The sequence below is a fragment of the Treponema porcinum genome, assembly GCF_900167145.1.
Lineage (GTDB): Bacteria > Spirochaetota > Spirochaetia > Treponematales > Treponemataceae > Treponema_D > Treponema_D porcinum.
In genome coordinates this window covers 153,689-173,866 of the sequence record NZ_FUWG01000004.1, presented here as the reverse complement: position 1 = coordinate 173,866, position 20,178 = coordinate 153,689, and the positions used below count along the sequence as shown (strand labels likewise).

The window sequence follows — 20,178 nt, the reverse complement described above, 5'->3', positions numbered from 1 at the left end:
AAATTCAGGCTGAATTTAAAAAAAAATTCAGGCTGAATTTAAAAGTAAATTCAGGCTGAATTTAAAAAAAAATTTAGGCTGAATTTAAAAAAAAAATCAGGCTGAATTTAAAAAAAAATTCAGCCTGAAGTAACGTCGAACTGCTGATTACAAAGACAAAGGAGTCTTATCCTGCATAGTAGCAAGATTTTATAAATTTCGGTGATTGCCTGGAATTCTTACGAATTCTGGGCATTTTTTTTAACAAAAGTTTCCCTTTCTCACGTTTTCATGATATAATGAGAATAAGGTGGATTATGTTTATAGACTATTCAAAACTTTGGAAAAAGCTTGCTGCTATGGGAATTAAGAATAAAACCGAACTTATGCCATTGGCAGGTATTTCTTCTAACATTTTAGCTAAACTCAGCAAAGGTGATTATATTTCAATGGAAAGTCTCCAGAAAATATGTAAAGCGCTTCATTGTGATGTTGGCGATATTTGCGTTGTAAATAACGAAAATTCTGAAGAAAAATAATTAAAGTGTCATTCTTTGGCACCTTTGCATAGTAAAATATCCTTAGGAGAATTTATAAAATGGCAAAAGCAAAAAAACAGGTGAGTTTTGAAGATGCTCTTTGGAGTTCTTGTGATAAATTGCGAGGAACTGTAGAACCTGCAGAATACAAGCATGTAGTTCTCAGTCTGATTTTCTTGAAATTCGTTAATGATAAATTCAATGACCGCAAGGAAGAACTCAAAGCTGAAGGCAAAGAAAAATATATTGATATGCAGGAATTCTATGAAATGAAGAATGTTTTCTTTGTGCCGGAAGAATCCCGCTGGTCATACATTATGGAAAATGCCAAGCAGACTGATATTGCCCTCAAGATTGACACAGCGTTGAACACAATCGAAAAGCAGAATCCAACATTAAAAGGTGCTTTGCCAGATAACTATTATTCTCGTCTTGGAATTGATGTTTCAAAACTTGCAGCGCTTCTTGATGAAATTAACAATATTCAGACCACTGCAGACAAAGAAAACGACATTATGGGGCGTGTCTATGAATACTTCCTTACAAAGTTTGCTCTTCAGGAAGGAAAGGGTAAAGGTGAATTCTATACTCCAAAAACAGTAGTAAATCTTATTGCCGAAATGATTGAGCCATATAAGGGAAAAATCTATGACCCGTGTTGTGGTTCTGGTGGTATGTTCGTTCAGTCGTTGAAGTTTGTAGAAAATCATGCAGGCAGTACAAAAGATATTTCTGTTTATGGTCAGGAAGGAACAAGTACAACTTACAAAATGGCAAAAATGAATCTTGCTATCCGTGGTATTCCTTGTGACCTTGGGGAAAAGGCTGCCAACACTTTTACAAATGATTTGCACAAAGATCTTCGTGCAGATTTTATTATGGCAAATCCTCCGTTTAATCAGAAAGACTGGCGTGAAGAAAATGAACTTACACAGGATTCAAGATGGGATGGTTATGTAGTTCCTCCAACAAGCAATGCAAATTACGGCTGGATTCTGCACATGGTTTCAAAACTTTCTCAAAACGGTGTTGCAGGATTCCTTCTTGCAAACGGTGCACTGAGTGGTGAAGGTCAGGAACTTGAAATCCGTAAGCAGCTGATTGAAAACAATCTTATAGAAGCAATCGTAATTCTTCCAAGAAATCTTTTTTATACAACAGATATTTCGGTTACTTTGTGGATTTTGAACAAGAACAAAAAAGCAAGAATGGTTCAGCAGAACGGCAAAATGAGAAAATTCCGTGCCAGAGAAGATGAAGTTTTGTTTATGGATCTTCGCCAGATGGGAAGTCCCTATGAAAAAAAATATGTGGAGCTTACTCAGGAAGAAAGAAACAAGGTAACTGGAACTTTCCACAACTGGCAGAATGACAACAATGATTATCAGAATGTTCCAGAATTTTGTTACAGTGCCAAAAAGAGTGAAATTGTAGAAAAAGGATATACTCTCGTTCCTAGCCGTTACATTGAATTTGTAAACCATGATGAAACAGCAGATTTTGATACAACAATGAAAACTCTTCAGACAGAACTTACAGATTTACTCAAACAGGAAGAAGAAAGCAAAAAAGAACTGTTGAACGTGTTCAAGGATTTGGGGTACGAGATTAAGCTGTAGGGGGAGAGTATGGAAAATGAAATTATAATTCTCAATGAAAATGATTTGAAAAATAAAATCTATACAATTCGCGGTGTTCAGGTAATGCTTGATAGTGATTTGGCGGAAATTTATGGGTATGAGACAAAACGATTTAATGAACAGGTAAAAAATAATATTGAACGATTTGACGAAGATTTTAGATTTCAATTGACTGATGATGAAGTTAAGATTGTTTCAAGGTCGAAAATTTCGACCTTGAACGATGAGCCACAGGGTAGAGGTCATAATATAAAATACAATCCCTATGCGTTCACAGAGCAGGGAATTTATATGCTTATGACAGTTCTCAAAGGTGAACTTGCGGTTAAGCAAAGTAAAACTTTGATAAGATTGTTCAAACAGATGAAAGATTTTGTTTTGACAAATTCTCATCTGTTTGCGGAAATTGATTCCATAAAAAAACATCTGATTGAATCCGATTTGCATCATAAAGAAAATGACAAGCGGATTGATGAACTTTTTACTTTGATGGACAAATACAAAATCGAAGAAAAACAAGGCATTTTCTTTCAGGGACAGATTTTCGATGCTTATGCTAAGTTTGAAAGTTTCATTCAGTCGGCAAGGATTTGGGGTACGAGATTAAGTTGTAGGGGGAGAGTATGGAAAACAAAATAAAAGTTTTTGAAAATAAAAATATTCGTACAGTTTGGAATGAAGAGGAAGAAGACTGGTATTTTTCGGTTGTAGATATAATTGAAATTCTTACAGGAACTGAACGCCCAAGAAAATATTGGAACGATCTAAAAAAGAAGCTTACAATTGAAGGAAGTGAACTGTCCGAAAAAATCGGACAGTTGAAAATGGCAGCTGCTGATGGCAAAATGCGCGAAACTGATGTTCTTTCCACAAAAAATGTTCTTAGACTTGTGCAGTCAATTCCTTCACCAAAAGCAGAACCCTTTAAAATGTGGCTTGCTCAGGTAGGTGCAGAACGCCTTGATGAAATTGCAGATCCTGAAAAAGCTATTATTCGTGGTGCAGATTTTTACAGAGCCAAAGGTTATACAGAAAACTGGATAAACCAGCGACTTCAGACAATTGAAATGCGAAAAGAGCTTACTTATGAATGGAATAAGCACGGTTTAAAAGAAGGCGTTCAGTTTGCCACTCTTACTGACATTATTTACAAAACTTGGGCAGGAAAAACTGCAAAAGAATACAAGGAATACAAAGGTCTCTGTTTTTTTGGAAGATGAGGAAGAAAAGTAGATGAGCGAAACAAAACATGGCTATGCAAATTTTAAACGTGCGGAACTCTTAAAACTTTTAAAGCCATTTTTAGGAAGAATAAAAAACATCTCTACAGGAATAGAAGCAAACCTTTCTAAAAAATCATTGGATAAAATGACTAGTGCAAAGGCATTGGAAAAATCAAAGAATAATGGATTTACACTTGATGAGCATTTTGAACTTGCCGCCAAAATAAAGCCTTTATATGAAAGTGCGATTCTTGTAACTGCACACGGAAACCTAAAAAATCCCGCAGACCCGAATGTTGTATCTATAAAACGCTTTGTTTCGGCGGCTATATTGAAAAACGGTAAAAAAGCAGATGTTTTAATTACCGTAAAAGAAAGCCTTGCTAACGGACACAGAATATATTCAATTGAACTTGATGAAATAAATAAAGCCTCCGAAAGATTCGAAGGCTTGAGTGATGCGGCTGCAAATGCAGCGAACAGGGCAACTAAGACACCTCACATCGATAATTTGAATCTAACACAGAAAACTTCTGATGTCAATAAGGAAGAAAAGTAGATGAGTACGAATTATAAAAAAAAACAAACGGATTTGTTCGTGTCTAACGACACTCACTTTTAAGAAGCGAAGACCGTTAGGTCTGAGCAAATCCGCTTGTTAAAAAGGATAAAGAAATGAGTACGAATTATAAAAAACTTGGGGACATTGTAGAACTCATTGATGAACGAAATAAATCTCTAGAAACTTCTGAAGTTCTTGGAATCAGCATTGATAAAGAATTTATGCCTTCAGTTGCAAATACAATTGGAACAGATTTAAGCAATTATAAACTTCTTAGAATGAATACTTTTGCTTGTAATCCAATGCATGTTGGTCGTGATGAACGTTTACCTGTTTCTTTGTACAAGAAAGATATACCAGCAATTGTTTCTCCTGCATATTTTATGTTCAGGGTAAAAGATGAAAATAAAGTTATACCTGATTTCTTGATGCTGATTTTTAAGCGAAATGATTTTGATAGAAACTGCTGGTTTAGAACTGATGGAAGTGTTCGTGGTGGAATTACATGGGATGATATTTGTGAAATCAAACTCCCAGTTCCAGACATAAAAGAACAGCAGAAAATTGTGGACACTTACAACGCCATCACAAATCGCATACGGATTAAGCAGAAGATTAATGAGAATTTGGAGAAGACGGCACAGTGTTTGTTTGAAGAGATTTATTCTAATCGTGAAGATTGGAATGATGGAATCATTTCAGATTTAGGAGAAATCATAGGAGGAGCTACTCCTTCAACTGAAGTCAAAGAGTATTTTTGTGATAAAGGAATACCATGGCTTTCTCCCAAAGATTTAACTTCGACGGGATATAAATATATTTCTAAAGGAGAAACTGACATAACAGAAGAAGGTTATAAAAGTTGTAGTACAAAATTAATGCCTAAAGGCACCGTGTTATTAACATCACGAGCTCCTGTTGGCTGTCTAGCAATAGCAGAAAATGACATTTGTACAAATCAGGGATTTAAATCCCTTGTTCCAAAAAAAGATATTGGAACTGCATATGTTTATTACTTCTTAAAGTCAGAAGTTGATATGTTAAAACAAAATGCAAGTGGAACCACATTTGATGAAATCTCTGGATCTGTTATCAAAAACTTAAAATGTAAAATTCCACCAGCAAATATTGCATTAGATTTTAATGAAAAATGTAAACCGATTTTCAATTATCAGCGAACAATTGAAAATGAAATAAAAGAATTAGTAGAACTACGGCAATTTGTTGTTTCGCAGATTTCAAAAAGGTAAATGTCACACGGATGCACAAGCCGCGAAAGTGGCGTGTTAAATAATTTCCGCTCATGCAAACGACACGAAGTGGCGTATTCGATTTTCCTAACGGAAAATCTGTAAATAATTTATTCTTGGAATTGCGTTAGCAATTCCGAATCCGTGTGACAATATCGGGGGCGTTGCGGGGGTGTCCCCCGCAGAGGGGATAGCGGAAGACACGACAAAGCGGAGCAAGTGGCAAAGTTTACTTTGACATTTGCGTAGCGACTCGTGGCTGGAGCGCAAGGGGAGACTTCCCCTTCCTAGCCTATAATCGAAAAATATTATAATAATTTCTGAATATAATCGAAAAATATTATAATTTTTATTGATTTGGCAGAAAAAATTTCTTATTATTAAGGTATGAACGAAATTAAGAGAGATTTACAGATTATTCTTTCTCAAAAACTTGGCAAAGGTAAGGTCATTATTTTGATGGGCTCTCGTCAGGTTGGAAAAACTACGCTTTTGCAAAAACTTCTTTCTGAATATTCGGATGAAAAATCAGTGCAGTACTGGAATTGTGACGAAATAGATGTAAGAAAACTTCTTGCTGATGAATCGTCTGCTCGTTTGAAATCTTTTGTAGGAAATTCAAAATTTATTGTCATTGATGAAGCTCAGCGTGTTCAAAATATTGGTCTTAAATTGAAAATCCTTCACGATAATTTTCCTGATGTTCAGATTGCTGTAACTGGTTCATCTGCACTTGATTTGTCTAACACGATTAACGAGCCTTTGACTGGGCGTAAATTTGAATACAATCTTTTTCCTTTTTCTACAAATGAGCTTGTTCACAATTTTTCGATGCTGGATGAAATGAAACAGTTGGAAAACAGACTTGTTTATGGTTTTTATCCTGATGTAGTGAATAATCCAGGTGAAGAAAAAGAAATTCTTTCAAATATTGTTTCAAGTTATCTTTATAAAGATGTTTTTGAGTTTCAGGATATACGAAAGCCTGCTGTGATTGAAAAACTGGTTCAGGCTCTTGCATTGCAGGTTGGAAGTGAAGTTTCGTTTAATGAACTTGGAAATCTTTTAGGGATTGACTCTCTCACTGTTCAAAAATATGTGGATTTACTTGAGAAGGCTTATGTAATTTTTCATCTTCATTCTTACAGCCGCAATGTTCGAAATGAACTTAAAAAAAGTATAAAGATTTATTTTTATGATAACGGTGTCAGAAATGCGGTTATCTCAAATTTTTCTCCTTGTGATTTGCGTTCCGACATTGGCATGATTTGGGAAAATTTTTTAATCAGCGAACGAGTAAAAAATAATGCTTTTCATAACAGAAAGGCAAAATATTATTTTTGGCGTACAACTCAAAAGCAGGAAGTTGATTTTATAGAAGAGATTGATGGAAAGTTTTCAGCCTTTGAATTTAAATACAATCCAAAGAAGGCGAATGCAAAATGTCCGCTAACATTCTCTAATAATTATCCAGAAATTCCTTTTTCTGTGATTTCCAAAGAAAATTATCTTGAATTTATTACGGAAAAGTCAATCGATTGTTGAAACAATCTTCCTGACTTTTTATGGGAGTAAATATGAAATTTGACGAAAACCACCTAGAACTTTCCATCATGGAGCTTTTTGAAAATCAAGGTTATGCTCATATTACTGGCAGTGAGATTCATCACGAAAAAACTGAAGTGCTTTTGATTGATGTTCTTCGTAATTATCTCTTGTTCCGTTATGGTTCTCAAAATATCACCGAAAACGAAATTACTTCTGCCATAAATCGTATTAAAAATATTTCTTCTGACCTTTATGATGAAAATAAAAAAGTGCTGGATTTGCTTTGCAACGGTTTTACTCTTCGCCGTGATGACCCAACTCAGAAAGATCTTTTTATTCAGTTAATTGATTTTGATGAGCCTGAAAACAATATGTTCAACATTGTAAATCAGCTTGAAGTGCAGGGCAGGGAACAGCTTCGTATTCCAGATGGAATAGTTTACATAAACGGAATTCCTGTTGTTGTTCTGGAGTTCAAATCTGCAATAAAAGAAAACACAACTATTGAAGATGCATACAAGCAGCTTACGATTCGCTATCGCCGTGATATTCCTGAACTGTTTAAATACAATGCTTTTGTCGTTATTTCTGACGGTGCAAATACAAAAATGGGTTCACTTTTTTCTCCTTATGAATTTTTTTATGCCTGGAGAAAAGTTGAAAGCACAGACAAGGAAGTTGATGGAATCAGTTCACTAATCACAATGGTAAATGGTCTTTTCAGAATGGATCGTTTGGTTGCTGTTATTAAGGATTTTATTTACTTTCCAGATTCTACTGATAAAGAAGTAAAAATTGTCTGCCGTTATCCTCAGTATTTTGCAGCAACAAAACTTTTTGACAGCATCAAATCTGCAATGAAACCAGACGGCAACGGAAAAGGCGGTATTTATTTTGGTGCTACTGGTTGCGGAAAAAGTTACACAATGGTTTTTCTTTCCAGAATGATTATGAAGAGCAAGGAATTCAACAGTCCTACAATCGTTGTAATCACTGACAGAACAGACCTTGATGATCAGCTTTCAAAGATATTCTTGGAATCAAAAAACTACATTGGCGATGAAAACATTAAGTGCATTGAAGCTCGTGATGATGAATCAGAAAACAAAACTGGCTTAAAGCAGGAACTTAAAAACCGAGCCAGCGGCGGTGTTTATCTTACGACAATTCAGAAATTCAGCGAGGATATAAAACTTCTTTCAGACCGTTCTAACATCATTTGTATTTCAGATGAAGCCCATCGTTCTCAGAATAATCTTGATGAAAAACTTGTGATTAATGAAAAAAAGGGAATTGTTGAACATAAATTTGGTTTTGCACACTTTTTGCATGAATCATTTCCTAACGCCACTTATGTTGGTTTTACAGGAACTCCAATAGATGAAATGGAGCAGGTTTTTGGTGATGTTGTTGATACTTACACCATGAAAGAATCAGTTGCAGATGGAATTACGGTTAACCTTGTTTATGAAGGTCGTGCCGCAAAAGTTTTCCTGGACCACAAGAAAATCCAGGAGATTGAAGCGTATTATGCAAAATGCGAAGCTCAGGGAGCAAACGAAAATCAAATAGAGCAGAGTAAAAAGGCGGTTACAAATCTTGAAGCTATTCTCCGTGATCCAGATGTAATTAATGAGATTGCAAAAGATTTTGTTGCTCATTATGAACAGAGAGTAAAAGAAGGTGCATCTGTTCTTGGAAAAGCAATGTTTGTATGTTCCAGCCGGGAAGTTGCATTTGATTTATGGAAAGCTATAACTGCACTTCGTCCAGAATGGAAAGTTCAGCATCCAACAAAAGAAGAAATTGATTTACTCAAAGAAAAATTAAAAAATGAAGGCAAAAAGCCTGATGAAATTGAAAAGGAAGTTAAGAAGTTAAAGCCTATTGAGAAAATCAAAATGGTAATGACTGAAAACAAGGCAAAAGATGTAAAAGAACTTTACGAAATGCTTGGAAAACATGATGACCGTAAAGAATACGACAGACAATTTAAGAATGAAAAGTCAAATTTCAAAATTGCTATTGTTTGCGATATGTGGCTTACAGGTTTTGATGTTCCGTGTCTTGATACAATTTATATCTACAAACCTTTGCAGAAGCACACGCTTATTCAGACTATTTCCCGAGTAAATCGTGTTTATAAAGGAAAAGAGAAAGGCTTGATTGTTGATTACATTGGAATCAAGCGAGCAATGAATGAAGCTCTTAAAAAATATACTTCTGGCGAACAGGAAGAATTTGAAGACTCAGAAAAGGCTGTAGTAATTGTAAAAGACCAGCTGAGCGTTCTAAAAGCAATGTTCAATAAATTTGATGCTTCACTTTATTACAATGGAACTCCATTGCAGCAGCTTGAAACATTAAATAAAGCTGTTGAATATGTTCAGTTAACCGATGACCTTGAAAAAAGATTTATGTCCGCTGCAAAAAGAATGAAAAAAGCATTCAATCTTTGTTCTTCCAGCGATTCTCTTTCAAAAGAAGAAAAAGACCAGATTAATTTCTATATTGCAGTTCGTGCTATTCTTTTCAAACTTACAAAAGGTCATGCTCCAGATATTACAACGATGAATAATCATGTAATGGAAATTTTGCAGGAAGCAATTAAGTCTGACGGTGTGGAAGAGTTGTTCCAGGTTGGCAAGCAGATTAATTTTGATTTGTTTAATCCTGAATATCTTGAAAAAATCAATAAGATTCAGCTGCCAAATACAAAGATTAAAGTTCTGGAACAGTTATTGAAGCAAGCTATTGAAGAATATAAGAAAACAAATAAGGTAAAAGCTACAGAATTTTCTGATAGATTGAACAGCCTTATCATCGCTTATAACAATCGTTTTGCAGATGGTGATTTTGCAAGCCAGGTTCTTGATGATGTTGCAAAACAATTAAATAAACTCTTTGAAGATATGTTGGCTGACAGAAAATCTTTTGAAGAGATGGGAATTGATTTTGAAGAAAAGGCGTTCTATGATATTCTTGTTGCCTGTGCAAAGAAATTTGAATTTGAAGATCAGTATCCAGAAGAAAAGATGATTGACCTTGCGAAGAAAATTAAACTTCTCGTAGCTAAGAATGTAAAATACACAGACTGGAACCAGAGAATTGATGTAAAAGCCGAAATGAAAGCCGATTTAAGAATCTTACTTGATGATAACGGCTATCCACCAGTTCCTCGTGATGAAGTATTTAAAGAAGTTTTTGAGCAGGCTGAAAATTTCAAGAAGTATGAAGAATAAGGAAATAGAATGCCAAAAGAACAGAACCCATTTGAAATAGACTTCGATACATACATCTTCCAATCAGAACCTTCCAAACAGGAGAAAGGTAAGCTTTGGCAGACTGCCATCGGTTTGCAGCAGGTGGATGGACTTACTCCATCAAAATATCTTATGCTGTTTTTGCTGCTGTTTGTTCCGCGCATTGTTTTATTTTAACGCGAATTTCTGTAGATGGTCTTAAAAAACTAAGAAAACACTGAATGAATCCTATTGAGGATTTTTCAGTGTTAACCTTGAATGTAGCTAATTGTCCGTAAGTCAATGACTTACGGCAATTTGACGGGAAGTGCTAAGTAATCGCCTCAGGTGTTAATCAGCACTTCCCTAAAGAATCGTACATTCAGAGCATTCTTGCGGAATTTATAGGGCTGGATTCTGATGAGATTAATTGTCACCGGATAGAAACCGTACTTGAAGAGCAGGGGCTTTTCAGCGAGTATTACATAAAATTGAATAAGTGATGGCAGAAGCGAAATAAGTTTGTTTTGAGGTGTAATACCTATTGACTAAATAGGTAATTGACAGTATATATATAATACCTACTAATGAAATAGGTTTTGAATTTTATGCAAAAAATAAATGGAGGCATTATGTCTAAGATTTACACTTCTGCAGACCAGCTTATAGGTCACACACCGCTTCTTGAGCTTACGCACATTGAAAAGGAATTTGCCCTTAAAGCAAAACTTCTTGCAAAACTTGAGTATTTTAATCCGGCAGGGTCTGTAAAGGACAGGATTGCCCGCGCAATGATTGACGATGCGGAAAAATCAGGAAAATTAAAGCCGGGTTCGACGATTATCGAACCTACAAGCGGCAACACTGGAATCGGCCTTGCTTCCGTAGCGGCTTCGCGCGGTTACAAAATCATAATCGTCATGCCGGAAACGATGAGCGTTGAGCGCCGCCAGCTGATGAAGGCGTATGGTGCAGAGCTTGTTCTTACGGAAGGCGCAAAGGGAATGAAAGGCGCAATCGCCAAAGCGGAAGAGCTTGCAAAAGTAACGCCGGACAGTTTTATTCCGGGACAGTTTGTAAATCCTGCAAATCCTAAGGCACATGAGGAAACTACAGGTCCTGAAATTTACGAAGATACAGACGGAAAAGTTGATTTCTTTATTGCCGGCGTAGGAACAGGCGGAACTATTACCGGTGTCGGAAAATATTTAAAGTCAAAGAAACCTGACGTAAAGGTTGTTGCTGTTGAACCGGCTTCTTCTGCCGTGCTTTCAACTGGAGTTCCTGGAAGTCATAAAATTCAGGGAATCGGTGCGGGCTTTGTTCCTGACGTTCTTGATACAAAAATCTATGACGAGATTATAGCCGTGCAGAATGACGATGCGTTTGAAACCGGACGGATTATCGGTCATAAGGAAGGTGTTCTTGTGGGAATATCAAGCGGCGCAGCACTTTGGGCTGCAATAGAAGTTGCAAAGCGTCCTGAAAATGAAGGAAAAACAATTGTTGCGCTTCTGCCGGATACTGGCGACAGGTATTTAAGTACGCCGCTTTTTAACTAACCTGAATGTAGAGTTTCCGTTTTAAACAGGAAATTTGTCATTTCAAGAGGACGAAGTGAGTCAGGAAATCTATTTTAGCAGAGATTTCTCCATTACTCGTCGCTCTTGTAAGTGCTCAAGACCGGCTTTTTGTTTTGTGCAATATTGATTTTTACAGATTTGACGAAAAAGCAAGTCGGTGGTATATTAAAAGAAAGAGGATGACGGTGTGTATGATTAATTCATACACACGGCAAACGGTTGAGTCAAGGCTTTAAGGTAGCCGAAGGCGAACGTGCCTTGACCAACCGTAATGCCCGATTCTGTCGGTCGTCTCCACATTAGCGCTATAAAGCCGTCCAATGTATTGCGAACGTATGGGCGGCTTTACTTTTTACTCTTTTCTATCGTGTAGGTAGGAGAGTACTGGTCGCAAGCTATTGCTTGCTTACCGAGTTTTGCTTTGGTCGCAAGGTTTCCATTTTTGCTTTGCAAAAAACAGCAAAACTCGCAGTTATGTGATAAAAGCCTCCCAAAATTAAATTCCAGCAATTACCGGTAGAGTTTGGGAGTAGGGAACGGCCTCGTAGAGGCAAAAACAGTCCGGTGGACTGTTTTTAGTGAGTCTCGAAGCAGCTATGCTGCGCACGCGCCAGTTCAAGCACTTCCAAAATTAGTATAGCACTTTCATTTAGATTTGTATAGTAAATTGTGCAGAGGTAGTTTGATTTTTTTCCTTTACGGTTTTATATTATTTAATCATATTTGCATTTACACAAAATTTGAGTTACACTACTTAAGTATGTTATTGACACAAAAATCGGAAAAGAGTAGCGTCAGTTCTCAGTTCTCAGTTCTCAGTTCTCAGTTCTCAGTTCTCAGTTCTCAGTTCTCAGTTCTCTAGGCGAAGAATATACATACAACAAATATACAATAGAAAATTTAAAAAGGCACAGGTTTCTGCTTTTAATAGCAGAAATCTGTGCCTTTTTTGTTTTAAATAACTTTTGGAGGAAAAAATGAATGTAAAAGCAGATGTAAGTAAAGATGTCAAAGAAGCATTTTTTGACGAGTTTTTTAATGAATTTTCCAAATATCCTTTTGGAAGTATGCCTAAAAGAGATTTGGAATGTTTTATTTTTTCATTTATGGAAAGGAATGGGCTTATAGAGGGAAGTTGTAATCGGGATAGGGCTTATAGTCTTGGTATAAATACAACTCGATTAAATTCCTATATGGTCGATTCCAATATTAAATTCGGAAAAAAATCAGATGAAAATTCTGTTGCGACAATAATTCTCGATAAACAAAAATCACAAAACATATCTTATGAAGATAACTGGTTTATTTTTGCAGAAGAAAATCCAGTTTTACGGGAAGATTTTATTCAGGCAATGAAAAATAAGGGCTATTACACAGATACAAGTTACAACAAAGAAATCATAAAAGTAAAAGCAGTTGCAATATTAGATTTTTTAACAGAAACAAAAGATGAAAACTTATTGAAGCAACTGGCTTCCATAGCTGATTTTGAGAATCAAAAACTGAAGGATTATTTTATCAGTCAAAAAACATGGAAAGATATTTCAAAAGACTTGTTTGTAATGCTAAAAGAGTCTGAAAAGGATGCCATAACCCTATTAATGACAGCAGCTCAATATAGTTGTGAATTATTAAAAGCAAAAATAAATAAATAGCTTTTGAGAAATGCATAAAGCAGGTGAAAATTTCGCCTTACCTTATGCTGAAGGTTTGCGGTGCAAACTTAATAGTAAATTGCCGCTTTTCTTTTTATTGCAAAGCGGTGTAAAAAGTCAAACCTATAAAAGAGAGGTTTTTATGAAAAAAAACAGATGGATTGCCGTAATTTTGGCAACGGTTATGGCACTTGCAGCCTTTGGCTGTAAAACAGACACAGAAACAGAGTGGAAAGACAAAATCTATTGTTCAGCCGTAACCTTTATATCAGAAGCAACAGCCGATGGTGTAAAAGTAACAATGGCAACAACGACAGAAGGTGCTGTAATCTATTACACAACAGATGGAACGTTACCGACTAAAAAAAGTACAAAGTACAGCGAGATTGTAGAGTTTACAAAAGACGCAACGGTAAAGGCAATTGCAATCAAGGAAGGGATAGAAAACAGCCCTGTAAGCGTTGCAACGGTTTCTATCAAAGAAAAGACGATTATTGTAGACAAAAAGGTAGATGAAACTGCTCCTGCCAATGTTACAGAACTTACCGCTCAAGCAAAAGACAGACGAATACTTCTTACATGGAAAGATGCTGCTGACAGCGATGTTTACGGCTACGAAGTAAGTTACAGCGGAACAAAGCCGATTAACCGCGTAGTGCTTCCGGCTCTTGATACCACCAGCATGATGGTGCCTCCAAAGTCAGAGGGAACTTATGTAAACGGCCTTACAAACGGCACTAAATACACCTTTACCGTAAAAACCGTAGACACAAGCGGAAACAAAAGCGAAGGCGTAACCGTAACGGGAACACCAGTTGCAACAGATGCAGGAGAAACTTTAAAAATTGACCTTACAGCATCCGTACCACAGGAAAACGGCTACACAGGAAACAAGAGCAACACAAAAGTAACTGTAAAAGCAAATATAACAACCGCAAGTAAAGTAAAAAAAGTAGTTTGGAAAAAAGACGGTTCTCTTATTGCAAAAACACTTCTTGCAGACGAAACTGCAGCTACTGCAACTGAAACAGAAAACAATGCAGTATGGACATTTGACATTACGGCTCAAGACGAAAGTGCAAACGGAACCTACACCGTAGCCGCCATAGACGAAGCAGGCCGTGAAGAAGCCGAACAGATAACCATAGACAACTTTGACTTTACGCCACCTGCAAAAGTAAAAGGAATAAATGCAGTTTATTCCAGCGAGTTATCTTCTATAATTATAAACTGGACAGAACCAGGCGACGCAGACTACCACCATGTAGATATAACCTTTACAACTAACGATGGTACAAACAACAGCGAACCAAGCCAGGCTATAACAGTAAATAAAGGAACTTTAAACAAAACCTTCAGTGACATAGAAAGTACAAAGGCATACTACATTTATACCTTTGTAACTTATGATGAACTTGGAAACAAGGGTGGAGAACGCATATACAAAGTATCTGTAAATACAACCGTAAGCAACTGCCCAGAGGGCTTTGTGGAAGTAACAGGAACCACCATCACAGGAAGCGAAAGCTGGACACCAAGTTCAAGAGTATTTGTAAGCGGAAGAAGCATTACAATTTCTGATATGTATGTATGTGACCACGAAGTAACAAGAGGAGAGTTCAAGGAAGTGATGGGAACTGATCTAAGTACAGCAAACGCTTATGATAAGGATGGAAATAAGCTTACAGGGGATGCAGTCCTTAACAATCCAGTAAATTATGTAAACTGGTATGCAGCTATTGCATATTGTAACAAACTGTCTTTAAAAGAAAACCTAACACCATGTTACTCTGTAAGTGGGGTAACAGATTGGGAAAATCTTGATTATAGTTCAATACCTACATCCAGCAACAGTACATGGAATGCACTGACTTATGACAAAGAAGCCGACGGCTACCGCTTACCAACAGCAGCAGAATGGGAATGGCTTGCAAGAGGAGGCGAAAACTACACTTATGCAGGAAGCAATACTGTAGATGATGTAGCATGGTATACAACAAATACAAATGATACAGGTTCAAGAGAAGTAAAGACAAAGCAGGCAAACGGCTACGGACTTTACGACATGAGCGGAAACGTGTATGAATGGTGTTACGACTGGTACGGCACTGTAAACAGCAGCACCGCCGACACCGGCGCGTCTTCTGGTTCTACCCGCGTACAACGCGGTGGTTCCTGGTGTAGCTACGGTAGCGGCTGCCAGGTTTCTGGCGGGGTCGGCATCTACCCGTACAACCGCAACCTCGACTACGGTTTCCGTGTTGTGCGTTCCAGTTCTAAATAAATTTAAAAAAAAGCCCTACGGGCTAAAAAACACTTAACGGAACCGCCGGTGCCGCCTAAAGCGGCACATAAAGGCGGTGGAGTAAATTGTTTTTTTTGAGTGCCGCGCCTTTAGGCGCGGTCGCATAAAAATAAAAAAGGCTTAAGTCCGAATAAAAAGGTTTAGACCGGCGCGTCTTCTGGTTCTAACCGCGTACAACGCGGTGGTTCCTGGTATAACAACGATAACAACTGCCAGGTTTCTAACCGGAACAACAACAACCCGAACAACCGCAACACACAATCAAAGCAGGTGCGTATGATTGTGCTTGGTTTCCGTGTTGTGCGTTCCAGCTCTTAAAGCTACACAGGCGGCAGGTAATAACCGTAATCCGTCTTTAAAAACTTTTAGAACCGGACTTTTGCCTGCAGGGTATGGTTTTTCCGTACAATGCAAATGCTTTTGCTGGACTTGTGCTGTGGCTCGTGCTGAAAACTGGAATGTAAACGAACGTTTAGTTTGCACGAGCCGTGAGTTTTTTTAACGCTTCGCTAAAAACTCACAAAAAATCAAGCCCGCCTTTTTTATTTTGTGCTATATTGATTTTTTATTAATTTGACGAAAAAGCGAGTTGGTGGTATATTAAAAGAAATGGAAATGCCCGATTCTGTCGGTCGTCTCCACAGTGTTGTAAATAAAGCCGCCACTGTTTCGCGAAAGGGCGGCTTTACTTTTTAACTCTTTCTATCTTTTAAGTAAGAAAGGGCTGTCAGAATGAGAATGGCTAAATTAATAGCCAACGAAAAAATTTCGTATAAAGTCATTCCGCAAAGCCTCCCTAAAATCAAATTCTGGCAAAACCAGTTGAGTTTGGGAGCCGCCGCCATAGAATCAGGCACTTCCAAAAATCAGTTTAGCATATATATTTTATTTTGTATAGGTGTATATAAAAATGTCACAGTATCAGTCTTTTTTTATAAGTGCGTCTGGAAATTTGAGTCAGTGTGACGAAATCAATCACTTTTTGCGCTCACATGTTGTTATCCGCACGGTAGAAAATATCATAAACAGCGGTTCTAACTGCGGAATTCAGATTCTTGTTGAATATAAGGATGTTCAGCAGCCTGGAGAAAAAAACGGGCGCCAAAAAATTGACTGGCGTGCAAGCCTTGCAACAGATGAACAGCGTGAACTTTTTGACAGGCTTAAAGAGTTTCGGGCTAAACTTTCAAAAGAAAAGCACCTTGTGGGAGCGTACATGGTCTGCAAGGACGAACATCTTGCTTCAATTGTTCAGAACTCTGACATAACTCTGGAAGAAATAAAAAGCCTTCCTCATTCAAATAACATAATGCTTAAGGATTTTGCAGAAGAACTGTTAAGTGAATATCAAAAAATCTTGAACGAAAAAAAATCCCCGGAAGCACAAAACGCCACAGATAAAGAGTCCCAGAATGAAGCGGACAGCATCCCTTTTTAGTCAGATTGTTGATTACGAAAATCTTCGTCTTGCATGGCTTAAAGCCCGAAAAGGAAAAACCAGCAAAAAATCTGTTCAAAATTTTTCACGCAATGTAAACAAAAATCTTCAGGTAATACACGACAGAATGATTGCAAGTCCCCCTGTTCTTTCAAAATATATTCAGTTTAAGATTTACGACCCCAAAGAGCGAATGATAAGCGTTGTGCCTTTCCCCGACCGGGTGATACATCACGCAATAATGAATGTCCTGGAACCTGTTTTTGAGAGGCAGTTTATTTTTCACACTTATGCCTGCCGTAAAGGAAAGGGAACTCACGCTGCGGTTCGTTATGCTTTTAAATGTGCAGGGCGCTCTGAGTTTTTTCTAAAACTTGATGTAAGAAAGTATTTTGATTCCATCGACCACACTATATTAAAGCAGTTTTTGTGCAGGATTATAAAAGATGCCCGCTGCCTTGAACTTTTGTTTGGTGTAATCGATTCTTATAAAATTGATTTTGAAGGCGACTCAGTAGGCAGAAAAAAAGGTCTTCCCATCGGAAACCTTACAAGCCAGTTTTTTGCAAATTTCTACCTTTCTGCCCTTGACCATTTTATTCTGGAAAAACTGAAGCCAGAAGGCTATGTGCGCTACATGGATGATATGGTGATTTTTGGCGATTCAGTTAAGAACTTAAAAAACATTTTTGACGAAGTAGACCATTTTTGTCTTGAAAAACTTGCCCTTTTTCTAAAAATCCCGGTATTTGGAAAAACTTTCCGTGGAGTACCATTTTTAGGCTGGCGCATTACCACCAGCAGAATATTCCTGCTTTCCAAAACAAAACACCGAATGAAAAATCGGTTGAAAGAAATCCAGAAATCCTTTGAAAGGGGGAAAATCACCGAAGAAAAAGCAGTGGAAAGAACAAAAGCAGTGTATGCTGCCAGGGTGTGCTGATTTGACAGTCCTCTTTCCTGCCTTTTTATAAATTTACATCAATTTACTAATTATTTACTTTTACGTAACGATAAGATAACAGTTTTTCTCTACTGTGCTTGTATGAAAACAGAAGAATTCATCAATCAGAAAGATATGTATCCGGTGTTTCAGCCGGTCGTTTCTTTTTCCACAGGAGAGGTTTTAGGGTACGAGGCATTTGCCCGTTTTGACGAGGATGCAGGTAATGTTTCTGTAGAGGAACTTTTTGAGCAGGCAAAAAAAGAAGGCTGCGTATGGGCACTTGACAAACAGTGCTGTAAATCGGCTGTTAAGACTGCGAGGGCATTTGGACTTCGTAAAAAACTTTTCATTAATATAAATCCGCTTTCAATGTCAGAAGATTATTTTAAGGAAGACTATATGAGAAATCTTCTTTCAAAATATGCTATGAATTCTGAACAGGTAATCATTGAAATTACGCAGAAAAATCGCGGAGGTAAAGACGTTCTGCAATCTCTTGTAAATTATTACCGTAATGAAGGATATCTGATTGCGCTTGATAATGTTGGCGCTGAAAACTGCGGAATTCAGGAAATATGTGCCTTAAATCCTGATTTTATAAAAATTGATATGTCGATTGTGCGTAATATAAACGGCGATAAAGTCCGTCAGTCGATGGTAAAAAGCCTTTCTGAATTCTGCAAAAATACAGGTTCTAAACTGATTGCAACCGGCATTGAAACAAAAGAGGAACTGAACGTGCTGCTTTCTCTTGATGTTTCTTTTGGTCAGGGATTTTTTATCGGTGCTCCGGAAAAACAGTTTACAAAAACAGGCACTATTCCCTACGCGTTCATTTCGTCGTATCAGCAGAACCGGCGGCTGCTTGCAGCCCAGAAAGAAAACATGGAGAAAAAATCTGTACCAAAACGTTCTTCACAATCAAAAAAAGCAGCTGATGCGCGTGTTCGTTCCGAACGAGCAGATTCTTCTGAAAAGAAAATATGCATAGGCGATTTTTGTATTCCGGGAATTACGCTTTTCCCGGAAACGCCTGTTACGGACGTGCTTCAGCTGTTTCAGGTGAACACGGAATGCAGTCTTGCCGTCATTGTTGATATGTCTAAAAAAGTAGTTGGAATAGTAACGCGCAGGAATTTCCTTGATTTGTTTGGTTCGCAATATGGCTTTAGCCTGCACATGCGCAAGGTTATCAGCGAACTTATGGAAAAAACTTTTCTTTCTGTGGACGAAAACGAAGCGGTGACTGAAGTTTCTAAAAAGGCGATGGCGCGCGATGACACTACGCGGTATTCTCCGGTTGTGGTAGAAAGCAACGGGATGTACAAGGGGCTTGTTACAATAAAGACGCTCATCGATACGATTGTAAATATTGAAGTTGCCGACAAAACGCAGGAAATTATGTACAAAAACAGGATTCTTCAGGAGCAGCAGCAGCTTCAGCAGCGCGATATGAAGATGGCAGAACTTGTGCAGAAAAGCTTTTACCGTCAGAGTCCGCCAGAAACAAAGCTGTGGGACTGTGCATTTTATTTCCGCCCGATGGCATCTGTTTCCGGTGATGTGTATGACTTTTATATGGATAAAAAAGCAGGAGAACTTAAGGGCATTTCTCTTTTTGACGTTTCCGGACACGGAGTTGCCTCCGGGCTTGTAGGGATTCTTTCAAAATATCTTGCAAAGCAGGTTTTTTCTTCTTGCAAGGATAAAGCACTTGATGCGCTGTTAAAGAATTTCAACAAAGTTCTGACAGATGCAAAAGGGCTTGTTGAAAATTATCTTACGGGGCTTTTTTTACGCATTGACGGCGGAAAAATCGAATATGTAAATGCCGGACACCCTGACGTTCTTGTAAGGAGACCGGCAGACAGGGCGGTTCACGCTTTAGGCGGAGGTTCTGACGATTTTCGAGGTTCGTTCATAGGAATTGACGGTCTTCCGGAAGATTTTAAGGTTGTGGAAGAAACTCTTGAAAAAGATTCTTATATTCTGCTTTTTACAGACTGCCTTATTGAAAGCCGGAATCTTATGGGGTTTGAGATGGGCGAGCGTACGCTTTCCGAAGTGTTTTCAAAGGCTACGGGAAAAACTGCAAAGTCCGTCCTGTCTTATATTCTTGAAGCGTTCAGTTGTTTTACAGAAGGAATTCCTCTTAAGGATGATTTGACAGTCATTGTCCTTCATTATAAGAATGGCGCAGAGTAATGGATGGATTTTAGGATTATGTAAAATTCTTTTACATAATCCTAACATTTCATTTACGGTATC

15 protein-coding genes are annotated in these 20,178 nt (G+C 37.6%); all 15 read left to right on the top strand.

Features of this window, described 5'->3' with window-relative positions; genetic code table 11:
- Positions 1–296 precede the first annotated feature (296 nt).
- The 15 genes from B5D55_RS03650 (at position 297) to B5D55_RS03580 (ending at position 20,115) form a co-directional block, all read left to right on the top strand.
- Entirely contained in the window at positions 297–518 is a 222-nt protein-coding gene (locus B5D55_RS03650; RefSeq protein ID WP_078932645.1) for a helix-turn-helix domain-containing protein, read from the top strand.
- Between the two features lie 59 nt (positions 519–577).
- Positions 578–2,137, top strand: coding sequence for a type I restriction-modification system subunit M (locus B5D55_RS03645; RefSeq protein ID WP_078932644.1), 1,560 nt, complete (start codon positions 578–580; stop codon positions 2,135–2,137).
- Between the two features lie 9 nt (positions 2,138–2,146).
- Positions 2,147–2,797 carry an ORF6N domain-containing protein gene (locus B5D55_RS03640; RefSeq protein ID WP_078932643.1) on the top strand — a complete coding sequence of 217 codons (651 nt, stop codon included), beginning with the start codon at positions 2,147–2,149 and terminating at the stop codon, positions 2,795–2,797.
- Positions 2,782–3,378: a BRO-N domain-containing protein gene (locus B5D55_RS03635; RefSeq protein ID WP_078932642.1), complete on the top strand. Its 597-nt coding sequence runs from the start codon at positions 2,782–2,784 to the stop codon at positions 3,376–3,378. Before B5D55_RS03640 ends, B5D55_RS03635 begins: the two co-directional genes overlap by 16 nt.
- Before the next feature lie 13 nt (positions 3,379–3,391).
- Positions 3,392–3,940 (top strand): LPD3 domain-containing protein, encoded by a 549-nt coding sequence (locus tag B5D55_RS03630; RefSeq protein WP_078932641.1) that lies wholly within the window; start codon positions 3,392–3,394, stop codon positions 3,938–3,940.
- A 116-nt stretch (positions 3,941–4,056) separates the two neighbouring features.
- Positions 4,057–5,193, top strand: a complete 1,137-nt coding sequence (locus B5D55_RS03625; protein ID WP_078932640.1) for a restriction endonuclease subunit S — start codon at positions 4,057–4,059, stop codon at positions 5,191–5,193.
- Between the two features lie 387 nt (positions 5,194–5,580).
- The gene (locus B5D55_RS03620) at positions 5,581–6,738 is read left to right on the top strand and encodes an ATP-binding protein (protein ID WP_078932639.1); all 1,158 of its coding nucleotides are present in this window, start codon (positions 5,581–5,583) and stop codon (positions 6,736–6,738) included.
- A 32-nt stretch (positions 6,739–6,770) separates the two neighbouring features.
- Positions 6,771–9,983 carry a type I restriction endonuclease subunit R gene (locus B5D55_RS03615; RefSeq protein WP_078932638.1) on the top strand — a complete coding sequence of 1,071 codons (3,213 nt, stop codon included), beginning with the start codon at positions 6,771–6,773 and terminating at the stop codon, positions 9,981–9,983.
- A gap of 9 nt (positions 9,984–9,992) precedes the next feature.
- Positions 9,993–10,181, top strand: a complete 189-nt coding sequence (locus B5D55_RS03610) for a hypothetical protein (protein WP_078932637.1) — start codon at positions 9,993–9,995, stop codon at positions 10,179–10,181.
- A 434-nt stretch (positions 10,182–10,615) separates the two neighbouring features.
- Complete coding sequence (gene cysK / locus B5D55_RS03605) at positions 10,616–11,545, top strand: cysteine synthase A (RefSeq protein WP_078932636.1); 930 nt, start codon at positions 10,616–10,618, stop codon at positions 11,543–11,545.
- A 998-nt stretch (positions 11,546–12,543) separates the two neighbouring features.
- A complete protein-coding gene (locus tag B5D55_RS03600) occupies positions 12,544–13,221 on the top strand; it encodes a hypothetical protein (protein WP_078932635.1) in 678 nt (225 codons plus the stop codon).
- A gap of 142 nt (positions 13,222–13,363) precedes the next feature.
- Positions 13,364–15,505 carry an SUMF1/EgtB/PvdO family nonheme iron enzyme gene (locus tag B5D55_RS03595; protein WP_159446147.1) on the top strand — a complete coding sequence of 714 codons (2,142 nt, stop codon included), beginning with the start codon at positions 13,364–13,366 and terminating at the stop codon, positions 15,503–15,505.
- 931 nt (positions 15,506–16,436) lie between these two features.
- A complete protein-coding gene (locus B5D55_RS03590; RefSeq protein WP_078932633.1) occupies positions 16,437–16,964 on the top strand; it encodes an HRDC domain-containing protein in 528 nt (175 codons plus the stop codon).
- Entirely contained in the window at positions 16,939–17,907 is a 969-nt protein-coding gene (locus B5D55_RS03585) for a reverse transcriptase/maturase family protein (RefSeq protein WP_078932632.1), read from the top strand. Before B5D55_RS03590 ends, B5D55_RS03585 begins: the two co-directional genes overlap by 26 nt.
- Before the next feature lie 102 nt (positions 17,908–18,009).
- Entirely contained in the window at positions 18,010–20,115 is a 2,106-nt protein-coding gene (locus B5D55_RS03580; protein WP_078932631.1) for an EAL domain-containing protein, read from the top strand.
- Positions 20,116–20,178 lie beyond the last annotated feature (63 nt).